Annotated in this window: 22 protein-coding genes; 6 read left to right on the top strand and 16 right to left on the bottom strand. The window is 40.9% G+C overall.

Annotated elements, in window-relative coordinates; genetic code table 11:
- Window positions 1-187: 187 nt before the first annotated feature.
- From H5158_RS15445 to H5158_RS15435, 3 genes are all read left to right on the top strand, one after another.
- Window positions 188-550 carry a PilZ domain-containing protein gene (locus tag H5158_RS15445; protein WP_149982023.1) on the top strand — a complete coding sequence of 121 codons (363 nt, stop codon included), beginning with the start codon at window positions 188-190 and terminating at the stop codon, window positions 548-550.
- A 66-nt stretch (window positions 551-616) separates the two neighbouring features.
- Complete coding sequence (locus H5158_RS15440) at window positions 617-1525, top strand: histone deacetylase (RefSeq protein WP_182740368.1); 909 nt, start codon at window positions 617-619, stop codon at window positions 1523-1525.
- A 71-nt stretch (window positions 1526-1596) separates the two neighbouring features.
- Window positions 1597-2265 carry a hypothetical protein gene (locus H5158_RS15435; protein ID WP_182740367.1) on the top strand — a complete coding sequence of 223 codons (669 nt, stop codon included), beginning with the start codon at window positions 1597-1599 and terminating at the stop codon, window positions 2263-2265.
- A 4-nt stretch (window positions 2266-2269) separates the two neighbouring features.
- Here the strand turns inward: H5158_RS15435 and H5158_RS15430 are convergent, their stop codons facing one another.
- Window positions 2270-3739 (bottom strand): PLP-dependent aminotransferase family protein, encoded by a 1470-nt coding sequence (locus tag H5158_RS15430; protein WP_182740366.1) that lies wholly within the window; start codon window positions 3737-3739, stop codon window positions 2270-2272.
- 115 nt (window positions 3740-3854) lie between these two features.
- Between H5158_RS15430 and H5158_RS15425 the strand changes: the two genes are divergently transcribed.
- Both H5158_RS15425 and H5158_RS15420 read left to right on the top strand, forming a co-directional pair.
- On the top strand, window positions 3855-4430 hold the full coding sequence (locus H5158_RS15425; RefSeq protein ID WP_182740365.1) for a GNAT family N-acetyltransferase: 576 nt from the start codon (window positions 3855-3857) through the stop codon (window positions 4428-4430).
- Window positions 4430-5032 carry an FMN-binding negative transcriptional regulator gene (locus H5158_RS15420; RefSeq protein WP_182719155.1) on the top strand — a complete coding sequence of 201 codons (603 nt, stop codon included), beginning with the start codon at window positions 4430-4432 and terminating at the stop codon, window positions 5030-5032. The genes H5158_RS15425 and H5158_RS15420 overlap by 1 nt, the downstream gene beginning before the upstream one ends.
- Window positions 5033-5111: 79 nt before the next feature.
- Here the strand turns inward: H5158_RS15420 and cyoE are convergent, their stop codons facing one another.
- From cyoE to H5158_RS15390, 6 genes are all read right to left on the bottom strand, one after another.
- On the bottom strand, window positions 5112-5996 hold the full coding sequence (gene cyoE, locus H5158_RS15415) for a heme o synthase (RefSeq protein ID WP_182740364.1): 885 nt from the start codon (window positions 5994-5996) through the stop codon (window positions 5112-5114).
- A 43-nt stretch (window positions 5997-6039) separates the two neighbouring features.
- Window positions 6040-6399, bottom strand: a complete 360-nt coding sequence (cyoD, locus tag H5158_RS15410) for a cytochrome o ubiquinol oxidase subunit IV (RefSeq protein WP_149982037.1) — start codon at window positions 6397-6399, stop codon at window positions 6040-6042.
- A complete protein-coding gene (gene cyoC, locus H5158_RS15405) occupies window positions 6399-7019 on the bottom strand; it encodes a cytochrome o ubiquinol oxidase subunit III (protein ID WP_182731484.1) in 621 nt (206 codons plus the stop codon). The genes cyoD and cyoC overlap by 1 nt, the downstream gene beginning before the upstream one ends.
- Window positions 7016-9019, bottom strand: a complete 2004-nt coding sequence (gene cyoB / locus H5158_RS15400; RefSeq protein ID WP_149982038.1) for a cytochrome o ubiquinol oxidase subunit I — start codon at window positions 9017-9019, stop codon at window positions 7016-7018. Before cyoB ends, cyoC begins: the two co-directional genes overlap by 4 nt.
- A gap of 2 nt (window positions 9020-9021) precedes the next feature.
- Entirely contained in the window at window positions 9022-9945 is a 924-nt protein-coding gene (gene cyoA / locus H5158_RS15395) for a ubiquinol oxidase subunit II (protein ID WP_145241343.1), read from the bottom strand.
- Between the two features lie 236 nt (window positions 9946-10181).
- A complete protein-coding gene (locus H5158_RS15390) occupies window positions 10182-10595 on the bottom strand; it encodes a hypothetical protein (protein ID WP_182740363.1) in 414 nt (137 codons plus the stop codon).
- 1274 nt (window positions 10596-11869) lie between these two features.
- On the opposite strand from H5158_RS15390, the gene H5158_RS15385 reads away from it, so the two are divergent.
- A complete protein-coding gene (locus H5158_RS15385) occupies window positions 11870-12331 on the top strand; it encodes a M14 family zinc carboxypeptidase (protein WP_149982039.1) in 462 nt (153 codons plus the stop codon).
- Between the two features lie 101 nt (window positions 12332-12432).
- Here H5158_RS15385 and H5158_RS15380 read toward each other — a convergent pair whose 3' ends face one another.
- The 9 genes from H5158_RS15380 to H5158_RS15340 all read right to left on the bottom strand — a co-directional run bounded on the left by H5158_RS15380 (window position 12433) and on the right by H5158_RS15340 (window position 19929).
- A complete protein-coding gene (locus H5158_RS15380) occupies window positions 12433-13572 on the bottom strand; it encodes a PepSY domain-containing protein (RefSeq protein ID WP_182719112.1) in 1140 nt (379 codons plus the stop codon).
- A complete protein-coding gene (locus H5158_RS15375; protein ID WP_182740362.1) occupies window positions 13572-13820 on the bottom strand; it encodes a TonB-dependent receptor in 249 nt (82 codons plus the stop codon). Before H5158_RS15375 ends, H5158_RS15380 begins: the two co-directional genes overlap by 1 nt.
- A 223-nt stretch (window positions 13821-14043) precedes the next feature.
- Window positions 14044-14256, bottom strand: a complete 213-nt coding sequence (gene nqrM, locus H5158_RS15370; RefSeq protein WP_149982042.1) for a (Na+)-NQR maturation NqrM — start codon at window positions 14254-14256, stop codon at window positions 14044-14046.
- A gap of 84 nt (window positions 14257-14340) precedes the next feature.
- Window positions 14341-15372 (bottom strand): FAD:protein FMN transferase, encoded by a 1032-nt coding sequence (locus H5158_RS15365; protein WP_149982043.1) that lies wholly within the window; start codon window positions 15370-15372, stop codon window positions 14341-14343.
- Window positions 15373-15469: 97 nt separating this feature from the next.
- A complete protein-coding gene (gene nqrF / locus H5158_RS15360; protein ID WP_145241329.1) occupies window positions 15470-16699 on the bottom strand; it encodes an NADH:ubiquinone reductase (Na(+)-transporting) subunit F in 1230 nt (409 codons plus the stop codon).
- A 19-nt stretch (window positions 16700-16718) separates the two neighbouring features.
- Window positions 16719-17327 (bottom strand): NADH:ubiquinone reductase (Na(+)-transporting) subunit E, encoded by a 609-nt coding sequence (gene nqrE, locus H5158_RS15355; protein WP_145241327.1) that lies wholly within the window; start codon window positions 17325-17327, stop codon window positions 16719-16721.
- 10 nt (window positions 17328-17337) lie between these two features.
- A complete protein-coding gene (locus H5158_RS15350; RefSeq protein WP_145241325.1) occupies window positions 17338-17970 on the bottom strand; it encodes an NADH:ubiquinone reductase (Na(+)-transporting) subunit D in 633 nt (210 codons plus the stop codon).
- Window positions 17970-18734 carry a Na(+)-translocating NADH-quinone reductase subunit C gene (locus H5158_RS15345; protein ID WP_145241323.1) on the bottom strand — a complete coding sequence of 255 codons (765 nt, stop codon included), beginning with the start codon at window positions 18732-18734 and terminating at the stop codon, window positions 17970-17972. The genes H5158_RS15350 and H5158_RS15345 overlap by 1 nt, the downstream gene beginning before the upstream one ends.
- The gene (locus tag H5158_RS15340) at window positions 18727-19929 is read right to left on the bottom strand and encodes an NADH:ubiquinone reductase (Na(+)-transporting) subunit B (RefSeq protein WP_182740361.1); all 1203 of its coding nucleotides are present in this window, start codon (window positions 19927-19929) and stop codon (window positions 18727-18729) included. Before H5158_RS15340 ends, H5158_RS15345 begins: the two co-directional genes overlap by 8 nt.
- Between the last annotated feature and the right edge of the window lies 1 nt (window position 19930).

The raw sequence follows: 19930 nt of genomic DNA, 5'->3' as shown, positions 1-19930 counted from the left end.
GATAAATGGAGTGATAACAAGACATAAATTTTGACATGTAGTTGTTCTACATGAAAAATTTATAACGCAGTTAGCGCTTTATTTAGCTCGCTAGAATGGTTAAATATTTAAGTCGATTGGTATTAATTACACATACTGACTAAAAAACAGGCTACACTTAATCCTAATACTCCTAAAAGGAATAATGATGGAAAACCGCCGACATTACACGCGCATTTTATTTTCAACTCCCGCGCATTTAACCAATAATACCCATAGTTACCCCTGCCAGTTGCTCGATATATCATTAAATGGCGCTCTGGTTAGTCGCAATAATAACTTTAACTTTACAAAAAATAGTAGTGCTATTCTTGCCTTTAAACTCCCGCAAAGTGAAGTAATCATCGCGATGACTGTCACTATTTGCCATATCGAACAACAACATATAGGTTTAAAATGTACCCATATTGATATAGATAGTATTACCCATTTAAAGCGTTTAATTGAGTTAAACCTCGCTGACGATACACTACTGCACCGTGAACTTGAGAGTTTGATCCACAGTGCGTAAAGCAAGTAACTGGATTGAAATTGCCCTGTAGGTTACCCTAGAGAAAATTCGCAACGCAATCTGACTATGGCTCTTAATCAACACTTACCGCTGGTTTATCACCCTAACTATTCGTTTAACTTTGATCCTAACCATCGTTTTGTAATGAGTAAATTTGCCCATTTATACCAACAAGTAAAAGCACTTGGTTTGGCGAATAGCAACCTAATCACACCTGAACTTGGCAGCCCTGAGGCGCTTGAATTGGTACATTGTGATAATTACATTCAAGATTTATGGCATAACCGCTTAGATGATAAAGCGATGCGTCGTATTGGGCTACCTTGGTCTGAACAATTAATGGCACGAACTTTTACCGCACCTCAAGGCACGTTGCAAACTGCGCGCTTAGCTCTTGAGCACGGCATTGCATGCCATTTAGCCGGCGGTACACACCACGCTCACAGCGATTTTGGCTCTGGCTATTGTATGGTCAACGACCTAGCCTTTACTGCACAAACGCTGATTCAATCAGCTGAAGTGACCAATGTATTGATTTTTGACTTAGATGTACACCAAGGCGATGGCACCGCAGCCATGTTACAACACCAACCATATGCATATACCTGCTCGATTCATTGTGAAAAGAACTTTCCATTTCGTAAATCAGCCAGCGATCTCGACATTGGTTTAGCTAATAATATGCAAGATGATGAATATTTAGGGGTTGTTGATGATACCTTGCGCTTTTTACTCAAAGAACTTAACCCTGATTTAGTGCTGTATGATGCCGGAGTTGATATTTGGCAACAAGATGGCTTAGGTAAGCTTGATGTTAGCTGGCAAGGCATTGAAAAACGTGATCACTTAGTGTTTAAGCGCTGTATTGAGCACAATACGCCAGTGGCAAGCGTGATTGGCGGAGGTTATGACAGAGATCACTTGCGCCTTGCAAAACGCCACGCAATTGTTATAGAGCAAGCTGCGCTGCTTTAAAAGCAGAGTATAAAACTGCTAAAACAGTATTTTTGACTACACTTTAAATTCATACCTTTATTGAGATCATTATGCGACTGTTGTTTATTTTGTTACTTGCATTTATGTCGAGTATTGCTAACGCCGAAGAAGAAGCTGTAAAAGAAGAGCTTCCGCCGATTAACCCAGCTTACAATGCAGAGCATGCTATGGTGCTCGTTAATCAAGGCTCGCGTATTTTTGCAGTTAGCCTACCGACTTATAAATTACCTCACGATGTGCAAGTTGTTTATCAAATTGAAAACCCAGATGTCGCTTTTTTAAGCCTGGTACGTGATGCAGAGCTTATTACTATTAAACCACAACCATTTAATATTCAACGGCTAATGCGTGGCGAAGAACTAACAATTACGGCAGATGTGTATGCCGGACACTACCAGCGCGATGGCAGTTTGGTTTATCAACATAGACCTATTGTAATGAGTAAATTACTTTATGCGCGGGAATTAACTGATTTGAACGAATCATCGCAGTGGCAAGAATACGACATGATCACCCTCAAAAATAATGAGCGAATTTATATCCATAAAATAACCCAAGCACCGAGTTTTAATCACCTTATTTATGCAGATTTAACCAATGCCTGTTTACAAAAATTTCGCACATCAAAACGCGTCCCAAATGCTAGCGAATTAACCTATAAATTTGCCAACTGTGGTACCTTAAAGCCGCTCTATTTTGATGTTGAAGGTTTGCAGTAAAAAATTATTTACTCGAAAATAGTTGCATAGTTATAAACTTTAACCCTTGCTGCATCTTCTCGCTCGATTGTCCTGCAAAACCAAGCCGAGCATAGCTATAGTTTATGGGCTTTAAACTACGTACTGAGTTGGTAAAGTAAAACTCGGCTTGGGTTTGTAAATATATACCTTGCTTTGCTAACTGCGCTTTTAAGTACTGAGTGTCTTTATTAAAGTTGACCCACATCGCCATGCCGCCGTCGGGCTTTTTATACTCGATTGGGTAGCCTGATGTTTGCAACTGCGTAAGATAATCATCCATCGCTTCATAGCGCTGTTTATACAGTTTGGTCATACGCTTTAAATGGCGTTCAAAGCCACCTTCTTTCATCCAGTGCGCCACAGCTAATTGCATGATCACATCGTTCTTATGGTTCATCAGCTGCTTCCACGCAGTTAATTGCGCTAATACTTCAGGCGCTGCGCAGATATAACCGATACGTGCAGCTGAAAACATAATCTTTGAAAACGTCGATAGGTAAATAACGATGCCCGCGGGGTCATCGGCGGCCATGGGTTGTAATGGCTGACAGCGATAATGAAATTCATGGTCGTAGTCATCTTCGATGATCATAACGTTATGGGCATAACACAGTTGATAAATTTGCAAGCGCCGCGTTGGCGATAAGGTCACGATAGTTGGATATTGGTGCAGCGGCGTTAAGTACAGCATTTTAATTGGATAACATTCCAGCTGGGCTTTTAAATCATCAACACATAAGCCTTCATCGTCTTGTTTTATATCAACCAATTGCGCGCCACAAGCTGCAAATGCTTGCCTTGCTGGCGGATAACCTAACGTTTCTACTGCGACAAAATCATCTTTTTTTATAAACGCTTTTGCGATTAAAAACAGTGCTTCTTGCGAGCCATTGCAGATCAATACATCGCTTACGTTTAAATTACGCGCTTTGTATAAGTAATCACAAATATGAGCTTTTAATTGCTCGTTACCACTGACCTGCCCATAATGCAGTTGATTGATATCTAAGTGATTACACACATGGCTGACGGAGCGTTTAAATTCTTTTTGTGGGAAACTGGCAAGATCAGGCAAGCCACCAGCAAAGTTATATCTATACGCAGTTAAATCCATTCCAGCAGCAGGCACAGCCAATGTTTTAGCAAATTGATAAGGTTTTGCTTTCAGTATTGGAGTACTTGAGGTACTAACACTACTTTGAATGGGCAATGACTTGGTGATCCGATAACCTGAGCGCTGCTGAGATTCAAGCCAGCCTTCCGCTACTAATAATTGCAATGCATTCATCACTGTATGGCGATTGAGCTGATAAGTGTTTGCCATGACACGCGCCGAGCTGAGTTTTACCCCTGGCGCAAGCTTGCCTTGCATTATGGCACTGCGTATCGCGCTGGCTAGTTGCAAATATTTGGCAGGCTCTGACTCATCAAATTCAATAACTAACGGCTGCATTACGACTCCAAAAACACTCTAAACTGGTCTAGTTAAAAAGCTAAAACTGGTTGTTTATTACTGACCAAAGTAGCGTACCTTTGTTATTCATAAATAGCAAAATATGGGGCTTATCATGTTTACAAAACACATTCATCAAACCAATAAGCTGGCTTTAGAGCCACTGACACAAAACCACCTAGAGGGGCTATATCAAGCAGGCCAAGATCCACAAATATGGCGTTGGGTTTTAATGAATTACACCCAAACCCGTGCAATTCTCGATGATTGGTTTATCAATACAGCGCAGTTTAATGCCGAACAACAAATAGTCTACGCCATAGTTGATAAAGCAAGTAAGCAGGTGCTTGGTACCACACGTTTATTTAGGTTAGATAAACAAAATCGCAGCGCTGAGATTGGCCACACATTTATTGCTAAAAAGTGGCAACGTAGTTTTGTAAATACCCACGCTAAATACTTGCTACTGCAATATGCGTTCGAAGAATTAGGCTTAGTGCGTATTGCTTTTAATACCCATGAACAAAACCAAAAATCGCGTAATGCTATAGCACGCCTTGGCGCCCGCTTTGAAGGCATTAGTTATAAAGACAGGTTACTTGCCGATGGCTCATACCGAAACACCGCTCAGTTCAGTATTATAGACGAGCAATGGCCGACAATAAAATCTCAGTTAGAAGGAAAACTATAATGTACCCAGCGGCCCATTTTCAACAACATGATAGTAAGCAATTACAACAGTTAGTAAATAACTATCCACTGGCGACCATTTTAATGCCTAATACACAAAACCAACTCAATGATATATGCCGCGTGCCATTATTATATGACCCAGCTCGCGAAGTTTTTATCGGCCATGTGGCCAAATATAACCCCCTGTCATCATTTGATGGTCAATCAGTGAAGCTATTATTTAGTGGCGATGATTGCTATTTATCGCCCGCTTACGCACACAATAAAACCCTACCTAGTTGGCTTTATTCGAGTGTTTATGTGACAGCTAAAGTGCGTATTGTTAAAGACCAACAGCACAAAGAACAGATCATGCAACGACTAACCGATCACTTTGAGCAACACTTTACTGAGCACGCTACAGATAAATGGCAAATTAATGAGGTACCCGTACAGCAGCGCAAGGCAATGTATCAACAATTAAGTTTTATTGAATTTATTACCATTCATTGGCAGGGCAATTTTAAACTTAGTCAAAACAAGCCAGCTGAAATACGTGCAGCCATAAAGCAAAGTTTAATGTTAGCGGGGAAACTCAGTATTGCTGAGTTAATCAATTAGCGGTGCTATAAAAATGAAAAAAGGCTCCTCGGAGATCTTAGAGCCTTTGGTTAACTTTGGAATTAACTCGGTTTAGTAATTAGTTAAATGCAAGCAGATGCGGTGCAATATTTTGATAATCAACTGCCATAGCAATGCTCAAAGCAGTAATATTAAGGATTGAAAACGCAAACACTTGGCGCGCCCAACCACTAATATCAATGTTACGTCGATAACCTCTTAGCGCCATTAACAACCACCAAAAGCTAGTGGTGCAAGCAACGGCTAAAAACGCCATACCGGTATAACCGCCAATGGTTAATAACATCACTACTAACGCATATATGGCAATATACAACACAATATGATGTTTAGCTTTATCAATACCTTGCGCTACCGGTAATACCGGAATACGCGCAGCTTGATAGTCTTTATAGCGAAAAATAGCAATCGCATAAGAGTGCGGCATTTGCCACAAACTAAACATTACTAATAAGATCAACGCGCCAACATCAAACTGTGCTGAAACAGCGCAGTACCCTACCACTGGTGGTACTGCTCCTGATAAACTACCGATAAACGTGCCATATACTGAGCGACGCTTCATATATAAGCTATAAACACCCACGTAAATAACATAACCAAACACAGCAAAAAACACTGCAATCCAGTTAGTAAAAATCACTAGTAGAGCAAAACCTAATACGCCAAGTGCTGTACCATGTAGCAAAGCAGTCTTGGCAGACATTTCGCCCGTTACAGTTACCCGTGTTCGCGTGCGCGCCATGCGAATATCAATATCACGGTCAATCACGTTATTGATTACGCAGCCTGAGGCTACTACCAGCGATAAACCAACTAATGTAGCAAGCATTAGCCAGCCATCAATATCACCACGCGAAGCAAGTAAAAAACCACCCGCAACCGAGATCACATTGCCCATAATAATACCGGGTTTAGTGACCTTTAAATAACGACGAAACATCTGCTGTCCCCTATTCTTTGCTTTTAACAATGTACTAGCTGGGCTAGTACATCATCATGGCGTTCGATTCGTAGATGATCCACACCGACAGCCCTACCACCATCACGATGATCAGCGCACTGAAGATGAACGATAACGAACTGGCTTTACCGTCTTCGGTAGTAAAGTTCAGGTGCAAAAAGTATTTTAAGTGCACCCAAATTTGCACAATGGCCATCACCACAACACAGGCAAAGGTTGTTGGCTTTGATAAAGTACCGCTCATCACCGCCCAAAATGGAATGGCCGTTAGAATGATTGATAAAACAAAACCTATTAAATAGTCTTTAACACTGCCATGTGAAGCATCACTATGGCTTTGTGTATGTAGCTCATTTAATACATGTGATTCACTGTGGCTCATTACATCACTCCCATTAAGTAAACAACGGTAAATACGCAGATCCATACCACATCTAAAAAGTGCCAAAACAAACTTAAGCAACTTAAACGTGTAACGGTTGCTGGGTTTAAACCACGACGTGATACTTCAATCATCATCGTCGCCATCCAAATCAGACCAGCGGTTACGTGCATACCGTGTAAGCCTACTAAAGAGAAGAACGAGGTTAAAAATGCGCTGCGCTGCGGGCCATTACCATGGGCAATTAAATGATGAAATTCATAAATTTCCATACCAATAAACACAGCACCAAAAGCAAAAGTAATTGCCAGCCACGTTAATGTAGCGGCCTTCTTTTGCGCATGAGCTGAGATCATCGCAAAACCAAAAGTGATACTACTTAGTAGCAATGCAGCAGTTTCAACCGCTACAAAGTCCAGTTCAAAAATATCTTTGCCAGATACGCCACCCGCTGTATTCATATAAAGCACAGCGTAGGTTGCAAAAAATGAGGCAAACAATAAGCAGTCGGTCATTAAGTAAAGCCAAAAACCAAATACCGTATCGCCACCAGTATCATGATGCTCGTGAGCATGGGCATCATGATTGATGATATTTATATCTGCAGAGGTAGCACTCATGCGCTGAACTCCTTACCTTGGTTAAATGTTGTTGCACTTTTATTATGTGCACTTTCAATTTCAAGAATTTCTTCTGGTTGCACGTAGTAATCAACATCACTGGTGTAACAGCGCTTAAAGAATACCGTGATGCCAGCAATAACACCGACAATTGCCAACCACCAAATATGCCAAATCATGGCAAAACAGAATGTGGTAAAACACGCACTCATCATCACCCCTGCCGAAGTATTTTTTGGCATATGAATAGGCGCATAGCTTGCTTGTTGTTGATACGCTTGGCCTTTTTCTTTCATATCAGTCCAAGTATCGATATCGTGTACATGCGGTATAGTAGCGAAGTTATAGTATTGTGGTGGTGACGATGTTGACCACTCAAGTGTGTGTCCATTCCACGGATCGCCGGTTGTATCTTTTAATGCTTCGCGATTTTTAAAGCTCACAATAAGCTGTACAACTTGGAACAAAATACCAAACATAATGATCACCGCACCCACAAAGGCAATGTACAACCAGATATTCCAATCTGGGTTATTGGTGTGGTTTAAGCGACGTGTCATACCTAAGAAACCAAGTACGTATAGCGGCATAAATGCAACAAAGAAACCAATTAACCAACACCAGAAAGACGCCTTACCCCAACCTTCATGAAGTTTAAAGCCCATTGCTTTAGGGAACCAAAATGCGAAACCAGCCAAGTATCCAAATACCGCACCACCGATGATGGTGTTATGAAAATGTGCAATCAGGAAGAGGCTGTTGTGTAATACATAATCAGCACCTGGGATTGCTAGTAGTACCCCTGTCATCCCGCCGATGGTAAAGGTCACCATAAAGCCAAGTGTCCAAAGCACAGGAACTGTAATGCGTAAACGACCACGATAAATAGTAAATAGCCAGTTGAACAGTTTCACACCGGTGGGCACCGCAATGACCATGGTCATTACGCCAAAGAAGGCATTAACATTAGCACTGGACCCCATAGTGAAGAAATGGTGTAACCAAACAATAAAACCTAAGATAGAAATTGCACCGCTGGCATAAACCATAGATTTATAACCAAATAAACGTTTACCGGTAAAAGTGGAAATAATTTCTGAGAAAATACCAAACGCAGGTAAAATCAATATATATACTTCAGGGTGACCCCAAGCCCAGAACAGGTTGATGTACATCATGGCGTTACCGCCAGCTTCATTAGTAAAGAAGTGGAAATCTAAATAACGGTCTAGCGTTAACATAGTCAACACCGCAGTTAATATTGGGAATGACGCAGCAATTAAGATATTTGCCCATGTACATGTCCAGGTAAAAATTGGCATTTGCATTAAACGCATACCAGGGGCACGCATTTTAAACACTGTTACTAAAAAGTTTACTGCCGTTAATAGTGTACCAATACCTGATATTTGCAGTGCCCAAATATAATAATCGACCCCGACTCCAGGGCTAAAAGACATCTCCGATAGCGGCGGATAAGCCACCCAACCTGTTTTTGCAAATTCACCACAGAACAATGAAATATTAATTAATATTGCACCACCGGCAGTAAGCCAAAAACTTAGATTATTTAAAAACGGAAATGCTACATCGCGCGCACCAATTTGCAGTGGCAATACAATATTCATTAGACCAATCATAAATGGCATCGCCATAAAGATGATCATAATCACCCCATGCGCGGTGAAGATTTGGTCATAATGCTCTGGCGGCAAATAACCCGTTGCGCCTCCTGTAGCAAGCGCCAATTGTGCCCGCATCATAATGGCATCTGAGAAACCACGAAACAGCATGATCAAGGCAAGGATAATGTACATCACACCTAAGCGTTTATGATCGATTGAGGTGATCCAGTCGTGCCATAGCACACCCCATTTTTTATATTTTGTGACTAAAGCTGCAATCAATGCCCCTGCAATCACTACTACCGCCATTGTCACCATCAAAATAGGTTCATGAAACGGAATGGCATCTAACGATAATTTTCCAAATAACGACATAATTATTCCTCGCCCTCGCTGTGCATTGTGTGATTTTCATGACCGCTGTGCTCAGGCATTGCACTGTGCATTTTGTTCATATCACCATGTGCTTGCATATATTTCATAATGATGGTGTGGAACAAGCCATCATCAACATCAGCAAAATAAGTCACTGGGTTGTTTTCACTCGGTAATGCCAGTGCATCATAATTCGCTTTAGTGAGCGTATTAGCTTGGCTTTTCACCTTGTTTACCCACGTATCAAAGTCAGCTTGCGTTGGCGTAGCTATGGCATTAAATTTCATACCAGTAAAACCTGCGCCGCTGTAGTTAGCAGAAAAGCCTTTAAACGTACCCGGTTCATTAGCAATCAAATGCAACTTAGTTTCCATGCCCGCCATCGAGTAGATTTGGCTACCTAGTTGTGGGATGAAAAATGAGTTCATGGTACTTTCTGAGGTGATTTTATATTCCACCGGTACATTGGCTGGAAATACCAATTCATTAACCGTAGCAATACCTTGCTCAGGATAAATAAACAGCCATTTCCAATTCAGTGATACCACTTCAACTGTTAAGTGTTTGCCTTTACCTTCAAGCGGTTTATAAGGGTCAAGCTGTTGCGTCGATTGCCAAGTAATGACACCCAGTACAATCACTATCACAATAGGAATGGCCCAGACTGCGGCTTCAATTTTTCCTGAGTGTGCCCATTTTGGCGCATAAATTTGCTGCTCTTGGCCATCACGATATTTCCACGCAAAGTACAAGGTCATCACAATCACAGGAATAACCACAATTAACATCAGCACAGTGGCAATGATGATCAGATTTTTTTCATCTATCCCAACTTGCCCTTTTGGATCAAGCACCCCGCCTTTACAGCCAGTCAGTGCGAGCACAGTTGTGCCCAGAGCAATATTACAGAGGTTTCGAATTAACAAAGGACTATCCTACAACCTAAAATTTGACGTGTGCTGCCTTACCCAAGAATACCAATAGGTCAGAACAACGGTTTAAACTATTCCTAGTCTGGCTTAAACGTGTAGTAACAAATTTAAACACAAAGGAAATTTAATGGGGCGGCCGAATCGCAGACACACTGCGGCTAAGCATTATTAGTGAAGAAACAAAATTAGTAAGCGACTAATCCAGTCAAGCCATCAATAACGAGTAGCGTTCAACCGAATACAAGGGGTGGAGCACGACAGCCGTGAGCGCTGTGTACAACAAGTGATGTTTTAGGAGCACGAAAAGCAAAGGCTGCTTTACGTAAAATAACCCCAGCACGACGCGCTGGAAAAAAGTGAAAAATCAACCAACATAAACCAATGAGTAACTGGCACGACACAACTGGATATGCCAAAAAGCCCAATACATTAATTAAAGATGACTCATATACAGCCCCTTCAGTTAATAAGCTTTTTAGCTCTGTCGCATCTTCAATACTACCATTTACCAGCATGGCTGAATTAATTAATAAAATAACTAATACAGAAAATAGCTCTCGTCCGGCAAAAAGTGCACGCGCACGCAACTGCCATCTACTAAGCGTAGAGTGCGTTTTTGCTGGCGGACAATTTTGCGAATTCAAACGTATATGGCCTTATTGGTTATATATTACGAAGTAAAGCGACTGGCTTTACGCTATTTTCCACTTCGTTGTTATGATCTTCATCAATAAAGTTTCAGTAATTACTGAAATTTCGAGAGGATTATAACAAAGTCAACACAAGCTACAAGTATAAAACAACATAGCGGGCTAACTTTTTATTAATATGTTGAATTACAGCTATAAAAAAAGCGCCATACTGGCGCTTTAAAAATAACTTAAATGATAATTGGCGGCTTTTAGAAAATAAAAAGCAACTCAAGCTAAGTTATCCCCTAACTTGAGTCGTCTTTTTGACAACATCTTCACACACAATTATAAAGATTCGTTTAATAGCGTATTCGCTATTGAATTTGGTATTGGCTGCTTCGCCATCTAACTGCATGTCGGTTAAAATAAAAAGCAACTCAAGCCAAGTTATCCCCTAACTTGAGTCGTCTTTTTGACAACATCTTCACACACAATTATAAAGATTCGTTTAATAGCGTATTCGCTATTGAATTTGGTATTGGCTGCTTCTCCATCTAACTGCATGTCGGTTAAAATAAAAAGCAACTCAAGCCAAGTTATCCCCTAACTTGAGTCGTCTTTTTGACAACATCTTCACACACAATTATAAAGATTCGGTTCTAATATTTTTCAATACGTATTGTAGATTCACTGATGAACAATAAGTTCATTTAATCGCGTGGCAGTAAATAAAAGCAGTTCAAGCTCAGGTTAACTAAACTTGAACTGTCTTTTTGACAACATCTTCACACACAATTATAAAGATTCAGTTTTAGCGTTGTTCAATAAACACTGTAATTCAGTGACAAACTTTCAGTTCGTCCAATCATGTGGCAGTAAAATAAAAACAGTTCAAGCCCAGTTTGTACTAAACTTGAACCGCCTTTGACAACATCTTCACACACAATTATAAAGATTCTTTGTAAGCGGCTTGTTCATTTCGCTTCCTTGAAACTAAATTTAGTGTAATAGCTCAAAGCTTACAACTGATAAAAATAAATCTGATAGATGAAAAAAATTAACTCATAGACTTTAGTCTAAATTTTAGCCCTAAAATCAACTTGAATGTTCACAAAAAACTTTATCAAAAGATATTATTTTATAATAAACAATCAATTGAAAATAAAGCCCGCAAAGCATCACCGTTATGAGAAATGATTTCACTTAAAGTGAAGATAATTTTGGACCGATCCATCTTAATATTATATTCTTAAAAAATTGCAAAATAAGAATAACAGGATATTAATATGATTCGCAAAACCATACTAGTTAGCTTACTTAGTTACTCATTTAGCTTAACTGCCGCACCAATCGCAATGCACCAAATTAAAGGATTAAACAAAGCAGCGATTACACACGCTGATCTTGCTCCTTTACTAGATACGTTAGCTGCTCACCCCAGCATAGAGCGAAAAAATTTAGGTCAATCATTCTTAGGTAAATCAATTGATGCATTTTATATTGGCTCGGGGCCAATCAAAGTTATGATGTGGAGCCAAATGCATGGTGATGAAAATACGGCAAGTGCCGCATTAACGGATTTTTTAAGCTATGCAATCGAAACAAAAAATGATGCATGGCGAGAAAATTGGCAAAACAAACTATCACTGATGATCATTCCTATGGTCAATCCCGATGGCGCACAGCTGCAAACCCGTTTTAATGCGCAAGGAATAGATTTAAACCGCGATGCTAAAGTGTGGAGCTAAAGCACACTTTTTACTACGCAACGATAAACACATCGAATACGCCGTATTAGGTAGTCAACTTATAAAACTTTAAATTTAAGTACGTTAGGTAAGCCCTGTTCTCAGGGCTTGTTATTTTTTGCGATCTTTTTGGCTGTATTTTTACGTAGGTAATAACGATACCAACCTAGCCAAGCCAACACTAAGCTTGCCAACGAGGCGATGATCCACAGAACTTTAAGGCTTAGCCCACCTACACTGCCATTATGCAAGGGATGTAGCCAGTTTTTGATTTGGTTACTTGTTCCTTGCTGCCTAAGATCGAAGACCTTCACTACCTCACCTGAGCGTGGGTTAATATCAATATAACTGTTTGGAAAGCGTGTCGATTTATCATCACTTACCTGCATGCGCAGCCGATAATAGCCTTGGTTTACGCTGGGAGTTTCTATCCATGCAAGTCGCGCTTTAGGCAGTTGTATTTGTGCTATTTTCACAGCCTGAGTAACACTAATTTGCGGGTTTGAAAAAGTTAATTGTGGTGCTGGTCTTGCAGCACTTTCGACTTCGCCCAGTACCAAGCCAAGCAAGCCATTGGTCTCTTTGGGCAAGGCTAGCATCGCACCGGTACTAGTAAGAATAAACAAGGGTAACAACATCACTAAACCGATTGTTTTATGCCAATCGTACATGCGTCCTAATAAAGCAGCGCGGCGCTTAAAACGCAATTGCCTCAACCAAAAACCTGACTTAGGCCACCACGCAACTAAACCTGTGAGTAATAAGAGCGCGCTGCCAATTCCAAGGTAACCGACAATAATTGTCCCTGTACTGCCAAGTAGTAAAGTAAAGTGCAAGTTATACAGCCAAGTTACTAGGTAATCGCCCCAGAATGACTGTCTGAGCAAGGTGCTGCCATCAGCTGACAACCACACCATCATAGGTGCAAAATCCTGCCCTTGAGTCTCTTGAGGGTTATAATAGCGCGCCGGAATGAATTGTTGTTCAGGGGTCACTTCAAACCGCCACGGTCCCAGCTTATCTGGATACTGCATGCGTAATGTTTTTAATGCAGTGTTGTAATCACACGGTTGCTGCGCTGCATTCGCTAATTCCGGATGCAACCAGGTATCTATTTGCGGATAATAAACAAGTGCAGCTCCTGACAAGCAAAGGATCACAAAAAACATGCCAAGGCTTAACCCCAACCATAGATGAAGTCGCCTTGCCAACTTACGCCACGCGAGTAACTGCTTACTCATTAATACTTAAACTTAATTGCAGCAGATACAGCACGACCTTGTGCTGGGCTATGCAGAGTTTGCGAGCCATCCCACCATACATATTCATAATACTCATCAGTTAAGTTATCAACTTGCGCGCTTAACATCAGTGCCGAATTAACGTCATAACTTGCTTTAAGCCCAAGTTGAGTAAAGTCACCATATCGTCCTTGGCTATTACTTAGTGCTAATTCGTAATCAGAAAGCGCACGCAGTTTCGCAGCCAAGTTTAATTGCGTTGTTAATTAAGTTGTTAATTGATAATCAATGCCTGCAGTGAATAAACGATTAGGAATACATCATATTATACAGTCCATACGAGCTTCACTGGGTGTGACATATTGTCGCAGTGGTCGATTACTTGACACATTTTAGCCGTAAGTGGGCATTAAAAAAGCGCCTGTTATTAAAGAGGCGCTTTTTAATGTATATTTGATAGCTATCAAGAGCTTATAATATTTGGTTTTCTTTCCAAACTTGCTCTTTTGCCATACGCTTTTTGCGTTTGTCGCATGGGTCATCACAATCACAAGCTTTATCAATGCCTACAGAGCCTAAACCACCACAGCTGCTGGCCATAGATTTCTTTTGCACTATCATGCCCACAGCCATCGCTGCGACAATTAAAAGCAGTAAACCAAACGTAAGAAGAAAAAGTGACATTGCTTAGCCCCTATTGATCAGCAATAAAATAATGCTTGATGATAATCACCAAGCTGTTGCTATTATAAACTGATTTAAACCGCGCTACAAATAGGGTTTAAATGCAGGGCTCGAATAAGTCACTAAGCCATCTTTTGATTTGCCGATCAGATAAACCGGTAAATCATTTTTTTCAGCATAGGCTTTGGCTTTATCCATCCCCATCACAGTCAGTGCTGTTGCAAGGCCGTCAGCTGTCATCGCTGATGGATGCAATACAGTAACCGATACTAGATCATGACGACTTGGCATACCGGTTGCTGGATCAATTAAATGGCTATAGGTAATACCATCCATCTCATAGTAAATGCGATAATCACCCGATGTCGCAATGCCGTTATTACCCGGCGCTAATACACGGTGCACTTTACGCACACCAGGCTCAGCATCCGGTTGCTCAATAGCGATACGCCAATCTTGATCATTCGGTTTTTTACCTGATACACGTAACTCACCACCAATCTCAACCATATAATCAGTTAAGTCATGGCTTTCTAATAATTCAGCTACTTTATCTATCCCATACCCCTTTGCAGTAGAAGAAAATGATAATTCTAAACCCGCGACTGTTTTCGCTAGGCCTTGCTCAGTCAGTATTAGTTTATCAACCCCAATTTGTGCAACCATGGCTGCGAGTTCTTCATCTGTTGGACGTTTTGTTGGTTTTTTATCAGGACCAAAACCCCATAAATCAATCAGTGGTCCCATGGTCACATCAAGAGTCTTAGTAGACTCTCCTAAGCGGATGGACTCGCTTACAACTGCTCTAAAATCACGGCTAATAGGCATAACTTGACCAGCGGGAAGACGATTAAAAGTGTTGATTTCAGAATCATCAATATAAGTCGACATTGATTGATTTATATCTTTGAGCAACAGAGTTACTTCTGGTAATAAATTTAATGAATCCAGCTTTTGTTGCTTGGCGAAGACCTTAATATGGTAAGTAGTACCCATAGTTTTACCTTCAAGGTATAACTCTTGGGGCTCATCATTTTGGCCACAGCCACTAATGAGTAAAGTGAGGGTAAGAAAAAAGATGGCAATCATGCCTTGTCGGTGAAAAACTCTATTCATAGCAGCCTACTTAAGTAATGGAAATAAAAAAGCCCCGTAACATATATTGCTACGAGGCTGATATTCTAACCAAAACTAAACTGTTTTGATACGGGTGTTAGCCACCGAAATCATCTAGTAAGATATTTTCGTCTTCAACACCTAAGTCTTTCAACATAGTGATAACAGCGGCGTTCATCATTGGAGGACCACACATGTAGAACTCACAATCTTCTGGCGCTTCGTGATCTTTAAGATAGTTCTCAAATAGCACGTTATGGATAAAGCCAGTATAGCCTTCCCAGTTATCTTCTGGTTGTGGATCTGAAAGCGCGGTATGCCATACGAAGTTATCATTTTCAGCCGCTAGGCCGTCAAAATCTTCAACATAGAACATTTCACGCTTAGAACGTGCACCATACCAGAAACTCATCTTACGCTTAGAGTTCAAACGCTTAAGTTGGTCAAAGATGTGTGAACGCATAGGTGCCATACCAGCACCACCACCTACAAATACCATTTCAGCATCAGTATCTTTTGCAAAGAACTCACCAAATGGACCAGAGATAGTTACTTTATCACCTTCTTTAAGTGACCAAATGTACGATGACATTTTACCACAAGGTAAGCTTAAATCTCTTGGCGGCGGCGCAGCGATACGCACGTTAAGCATGATGATGCCTTCTTCTTCTGGGTAGTTAGCCATTGAGTAAGCACGAATTGTTTCTTCGTCTACTTTTGACTCCAGCTTGAAGAAACCAAAATGGTTCCAATCGCCACGATACTCTTCTGGTACATCGAAATCAGCATATTTAACGTGATGCGCAGGGGCTTCAATCTGAATATAACCACCGGCACGAAACGGTACTGACTCGCCATCAGGGATCTGTAGTTTAAGCTCTTTAATGAAAGTTGCTTTGTTATCGTTAGAAATAACTTCACAATCCCATTTTTTAACACCGAAAATTGACTCTTCAAGTTCAATTTCCATGTCATTTTTAACATTTACCTGACACGCTAAACGACAGCCTTCACGGGCTTCACCTTTAGAGATGTGATCAAGTTCAGTTGGTAAGATATCGCCGCCACCAGAATGAATGTGTACACGACACTGACCACAAGAGCCACCGCCACCACATGCAGATGATACGAAAATACCTGACTCAGATAGCGCGCCTAAAAGCTTGGTACCTGCAGATGTTGTAATGGCTTTGTCTGGATCGCCATTTACGCCAATGATGATGTCACCGCTTGCAACTAGCTGAGATTTAGCACCAATGATGACTAAAACTAGCAGTACAACGATAGCGATGAAAACACCAACGCCTAAGAAAATCTCATAACTCATGATTTATCCTCGCTACCTATTAAAGTGAAATGCCAGAGAATGACATAAAGCCAAGACCCATCAAGCCAACAGTGATAAAGGTAATACCTAAACCACGTAAGCCGTCTGGCACGTCTGAATATTTCATTTTCTCACGGATACCAGCAAGCAAAGTAATTGCTAGCGCCCAACCCACACCAGAACCGATACCATAAACCACTGATTCAGTGAAGTTATAGTTACGTTCAACCATGAAAGATACCGCACCAAATATTGCACAGTTAACTGTGATCAATGGTAGGAAGATACCTAACGCGTTATAAAGTGCTGGGAAGAACTTATCTAATGCCATTTCAAGAATTTGTACAAGTGCCGCAATAACACCGATAAACGTCAAGAAACGTAAAAAGCTAAGATCCGCGTCAGGATAACCAAGCCACTCAAGTGCACCAGGTGCAAGAACCGCATGATAAACCAAGTTGTTAACTGGTACTGAGATACCCAATACCACGATAACTGCCACACCTAGACCGATAGACGTTGTAACTTTCTTTGATACTGCAAGGAAAGTACACATACCTAGGAAGAAGGCCAAAGCTAAGTTTTCAATGAAAACTGCTTTTACGAATAAACTAATATAATGTTCCACAGTCTGCCCCTTACCCTTTCGCTTCTACTTGGTCTTTCTTATAAGTACGAAGTACCCAAATGAATAAACCAATGATGAAGAATGCACTAGGCGGTAAAATCAATAGACCCATAGGTTGATACCAACCACCATCTTGTACAAGAGGGATGATTTCAACACCAAATAATGACCCTTTACCAAATAGTTCACGAATAAAGCCAACAGTCAGTAACACTACTGAGTAACCTAAGCCATTACCGATACCATCAAGGAACGACATTACTGGCGGCGACTTCATTGCGTATGCTTCTGCACGACCCATTACGATACAGTTAGTAATGATTAGACCAACGAATACAGACAACTCTTTCGCCGTAGCATAAGAGAAGGCTTGTAATACTTGGTCAACAACGATTACCAATGATGCAATAATGGTCATTTGCACGATAATACGTACAGATGACGGGATCTGGTTACGAATAATTGAGATAAAGAAGCTTGAGAACGCTGTTACCAAGGTCAATGCGATTGACATGATTAAAGCATTTTTTAAGCTCGACGTTACCGCAAGCGCAGAACAAATACCAAGTACTTGTAATGCGATTGGGTTGTTTGCCAGTACCGGACCAAATAGGACCGACTTCATTTCTTTAGTATCAGCCATTATTTCAACGCTCCTTCACGTACTCTCGCAAGGAAAGGACCAAAGCCGTTTTCGCCAGTCCAAAAGTCAACTGTGTGATCAACACCATTTGAAGTTAAAGTTGCACCAGATAAACCATCAATTTGATGATCATTTTTAGCGCCGCTTTTTACTACATCAATAGGTAGCTCTTTGCCACCCCATTTAGCAGTCCATTGTGGATTTTGAATTTCCCCACCTAGACCTGGTGTTTCACCGTGCTTATAAAAGTTAATATCTTTAATTGTCTCGCCATCGCTTTCAAGCGCTAAGAAACCATACATAATACCCCAAAGGCCATAACCTTGGATTGGTAAAATGATAGCATCTGTAGAACCGTCTGCTTTTTTCGAGATATATGCAGGAGACTCATGAGTCATACGCTGAATACCAGCGATATCCTTAATGCCCTCTGCTTTTAATGCAAAGCTAATTTTTTGATCAAACTTGCTTTTTTCAAAATCGAAAGCGTCGATTTTAGCCTGAACTGCTTCGCCAGTTTGAGACTCACCTGTTTCCATATTAACTAGGCGAGTTTCGATCTTAGCTTTAAAAGTTTCTGATACAGAACCAGACACATCAATGCCCGCAGCTGCCAAGATATTTTTTTGAATATCTTGCGTTTTGTTAGCTTGCTGTAAAGGGCGAAGCTGAACTGAAGCAAACGATACGATGATTGCACACACTAAACATAGTGCTACAACAACGCTTAGCGTTTTGCCGATTGATTCGTTATTACTAGACATTACGTGCCAACCTCCGCTTGATATTAGCTTGCACTACGAAGTGATCGAACAATGGTGCAAATAAGTTAGCAAATAAGATTGCTAGCATCATACCCTCAGGGAATGCAGGGTTAATTACACGGATCATTACTACCATCACACCAATTAGTGCGCCATATGCGAACTTTGCTTTGTCAGTAAATGCTGCAGACACAGGGTCTGTCGCCATAAAGAACATACCAAAAGCAAAACCACCAAGTACAAAGTGCCAATGCCAAGGCATTGCAAATACTGGGTTAGTATCTGAGCCAATTGCATTTAATAAGAATGCAGTTGCCACCATACCCAAGAATACACCTAGCACGATGCGCCATGAAGCAATACGTACGTAAATGAGGAATAAGCCACCAACTAGCAATGCAAGTGTAGATGTCTCACCTACTGAACCTTGAATGAAACCATAAAACGCATCCCACCAAAGAGCCATGTTGCTGTAATCAAGTGAACCAACAAACGCTTGACCTAGCATAGTTGCACCAGAGAATGAATCTACTGCGGTCCATACTGTGTCACCTGAAATTTGTGCAGGGTATGCGAAGAATAAAAACGCACGACCCGCTAATGCAGGGTTTAAGAAATTACGACCAGTACCACCAAAGATTTCTTTAGCGATTACTACACCGAATGTAATACCTAGTGCAACTTGCCATAAAGGAATGGTTGCAGGTAGGATAAGCGCGAATAACACAGACGTTACGAAGAAACCTTCGTTAATTTCATGCTTACGCACTGAAGCAAATATAACTTCCCAGAAACCACCTACAGCAAATGTAACTGCGTAAATAGGTAGGAAGAAACATGCGCCATAAAACATTTTAGCGCCCCAGCCGGATTCAGCAGTTAATTCACCACCAAATATCTGGAACAGGCCAACTTGCCAAGAATTTGCTAGTTCAAAACCTTGTGCTAATGCACCAGCGGCCTGATGACCGATATTGAACATACCAAAAAACATTGCAGGGAACGTCGCCATCCACACTAAAATCATCATGCGTTTTAGGTCGATGTTATCACGAACGTGTGTCGCGCCTTTATTTACGTGACCAGGGGTATAAAAAATAGTTGCAGCTGCTTCATACAGCGCATAAAACTTTTCATGTTTACCACCGGCTTCAAAATGCGGCTCGATATCTTCTAGAAATTTCTTTAAACCCATC

The organism is Pseudoalteromonas sp. SR45-6 (assembly GCF_014163545.1).
GTDB lineage: Bacteria > Pseudomonadota > Gammaproteobacteria > Enterobacterales > Alteromonadaceae > Pseudoalteromonas > Pseudoalteromonas rhizosphaerae.
This window is presented reverse-complemented; position numbering and strand designations above follow the sequence as displayed.

What these genes read in the sequence shown, in the direction of transcription:
- cyoE (WP_182740364.1), bottom strand. Translation starts at nt 5,996, where the DNA reads ATGTTTCGTCGTTATTTAAAGGTCACTAAACCCGGTATTATTATGGGC.
- H5158_RS15425 (WP_182740365.1), top strand. Translation starts at nt 3,855, where the DNA reads ATGTTTACAAAACACATTCATCAAACCAATAAGCTGGCTTTAGAGCCA.
- H5158_RS15345 (WP_145241323.1), bottom strand. Translation starts at nt 18,734, where the DNA reads ATGTCTAGTAATAACGAATCAATCGGCAAAACGCTAAGCGTTGTTGTA.
- H5158_RS15385 (WP_149982039.1), top strand. Translation starts at nt 11,870, where the DNA reads ATGATTCGCAAAACCATACTAGTTAGCTTACTTAGTTACTCATTTAGC.
- H5158_RS15365 (WP_149982043.1), bottom strand. Translation starts at nt 15,372, where the DNA reads ATGAATAGAGTTTTTCACCGACAAGGCATGATTGCCATCTTTTTTCTT.
- H5158_RS15340 (WP_182740361.1), bottom strand. Translation starts at nt 19,929, where the DNA reads ATGGGTTTAAAGAAATTTCTAGAAGATATCGAGCCGCATTTTGAAGCC.
- cyoC (WP_182731484.1), bottom strand. Translation starts at nt 7,019, where the DNA reads ATGAGTGCTACCTCTGCAGATATAAATATCATCAATCATGATGCCCAT.
- H5158_RS15350 (WP_145241325.1), bottom strand. Translation starts at nt 17,970, where the DNA reads ATGGCTGATACTAAAGAAATGAAGTCGGTCCTATTTGGTCCGGTACTG.
- H5158_RS15445 (WP_149982023.1), top strand. Translation starts at nt 188, where the DNA reads ATGGAAAACCGCCGACATTACACGCGCATTTTATTTTCAACTCCCGCG.
- H5158_RS15430 (WP_182740366.1), bottom strand. Translation starts at nt 3,739, where the DNA reads ATGCAGCCGTTAGTTATTGAATTTGATGAGTCAGAGCCTGCCAAATAT.
- cyoD (WP_149982037.1), bottom strand. Translation starts at nt 6,399, where the DNA reads ATGAGCCACAGTGAATCACATGTATTAAATGAGCTACATACACAAAGC.
- H5158_RS15435 (WP_182740367.1), top strand. Translation starts at nt 1,597, where the DNA reads ATGCGACTGTTGTTTATTTTGTTACTTGCATTTATGTCGAGTATTGCT.
- cyoB (WP_149982038.1), bottom strand. Translation starts at nt 9,019, where the DNA reads ATGTCGTTATTTGGAAAATTATCGTTAGATGCCATTCCGTTTCATGAA.
- H5158_RS15440 (WP_182740368.1), top strand. Translation starts at nt 617, where the DNA reads ATGGCTCTTAATCAACACTTACCGCTGGTTTATCACCCTAACTATTCG.
- H5158_RS15420 (WP_182719155.1), top strand. Translation starts at nt 4,430, where the DNA reads ATGTACCCAGCGGCCCATTTTCAACAACATGATAGTAAGCAATTACAA.
- nqrM (WP_149982042.1), bottom strand. Translation starts at nt 14,256, where the DNA reads ATGTCACTTTTTCTTCTTACGTTTGGTTTACTGCTTTTAATTGTCGCA.
- H5158_RS15380 (WP_182719112.1), bottom strand. Translation starts at nt 13,572, where the DNA reads ATGAGTAAGCAGTTACTCGCGTGGCGTAAGTTGGCAAGGCGACTTCAT.
- nqrF (WP_145241329.1), bottom strand. Translation starts at nt 16,699, where the DNA reads ATGAGTTATGAGATTTTCTTAGGCGTTGGTGTTTTCATCGCTATCGTT.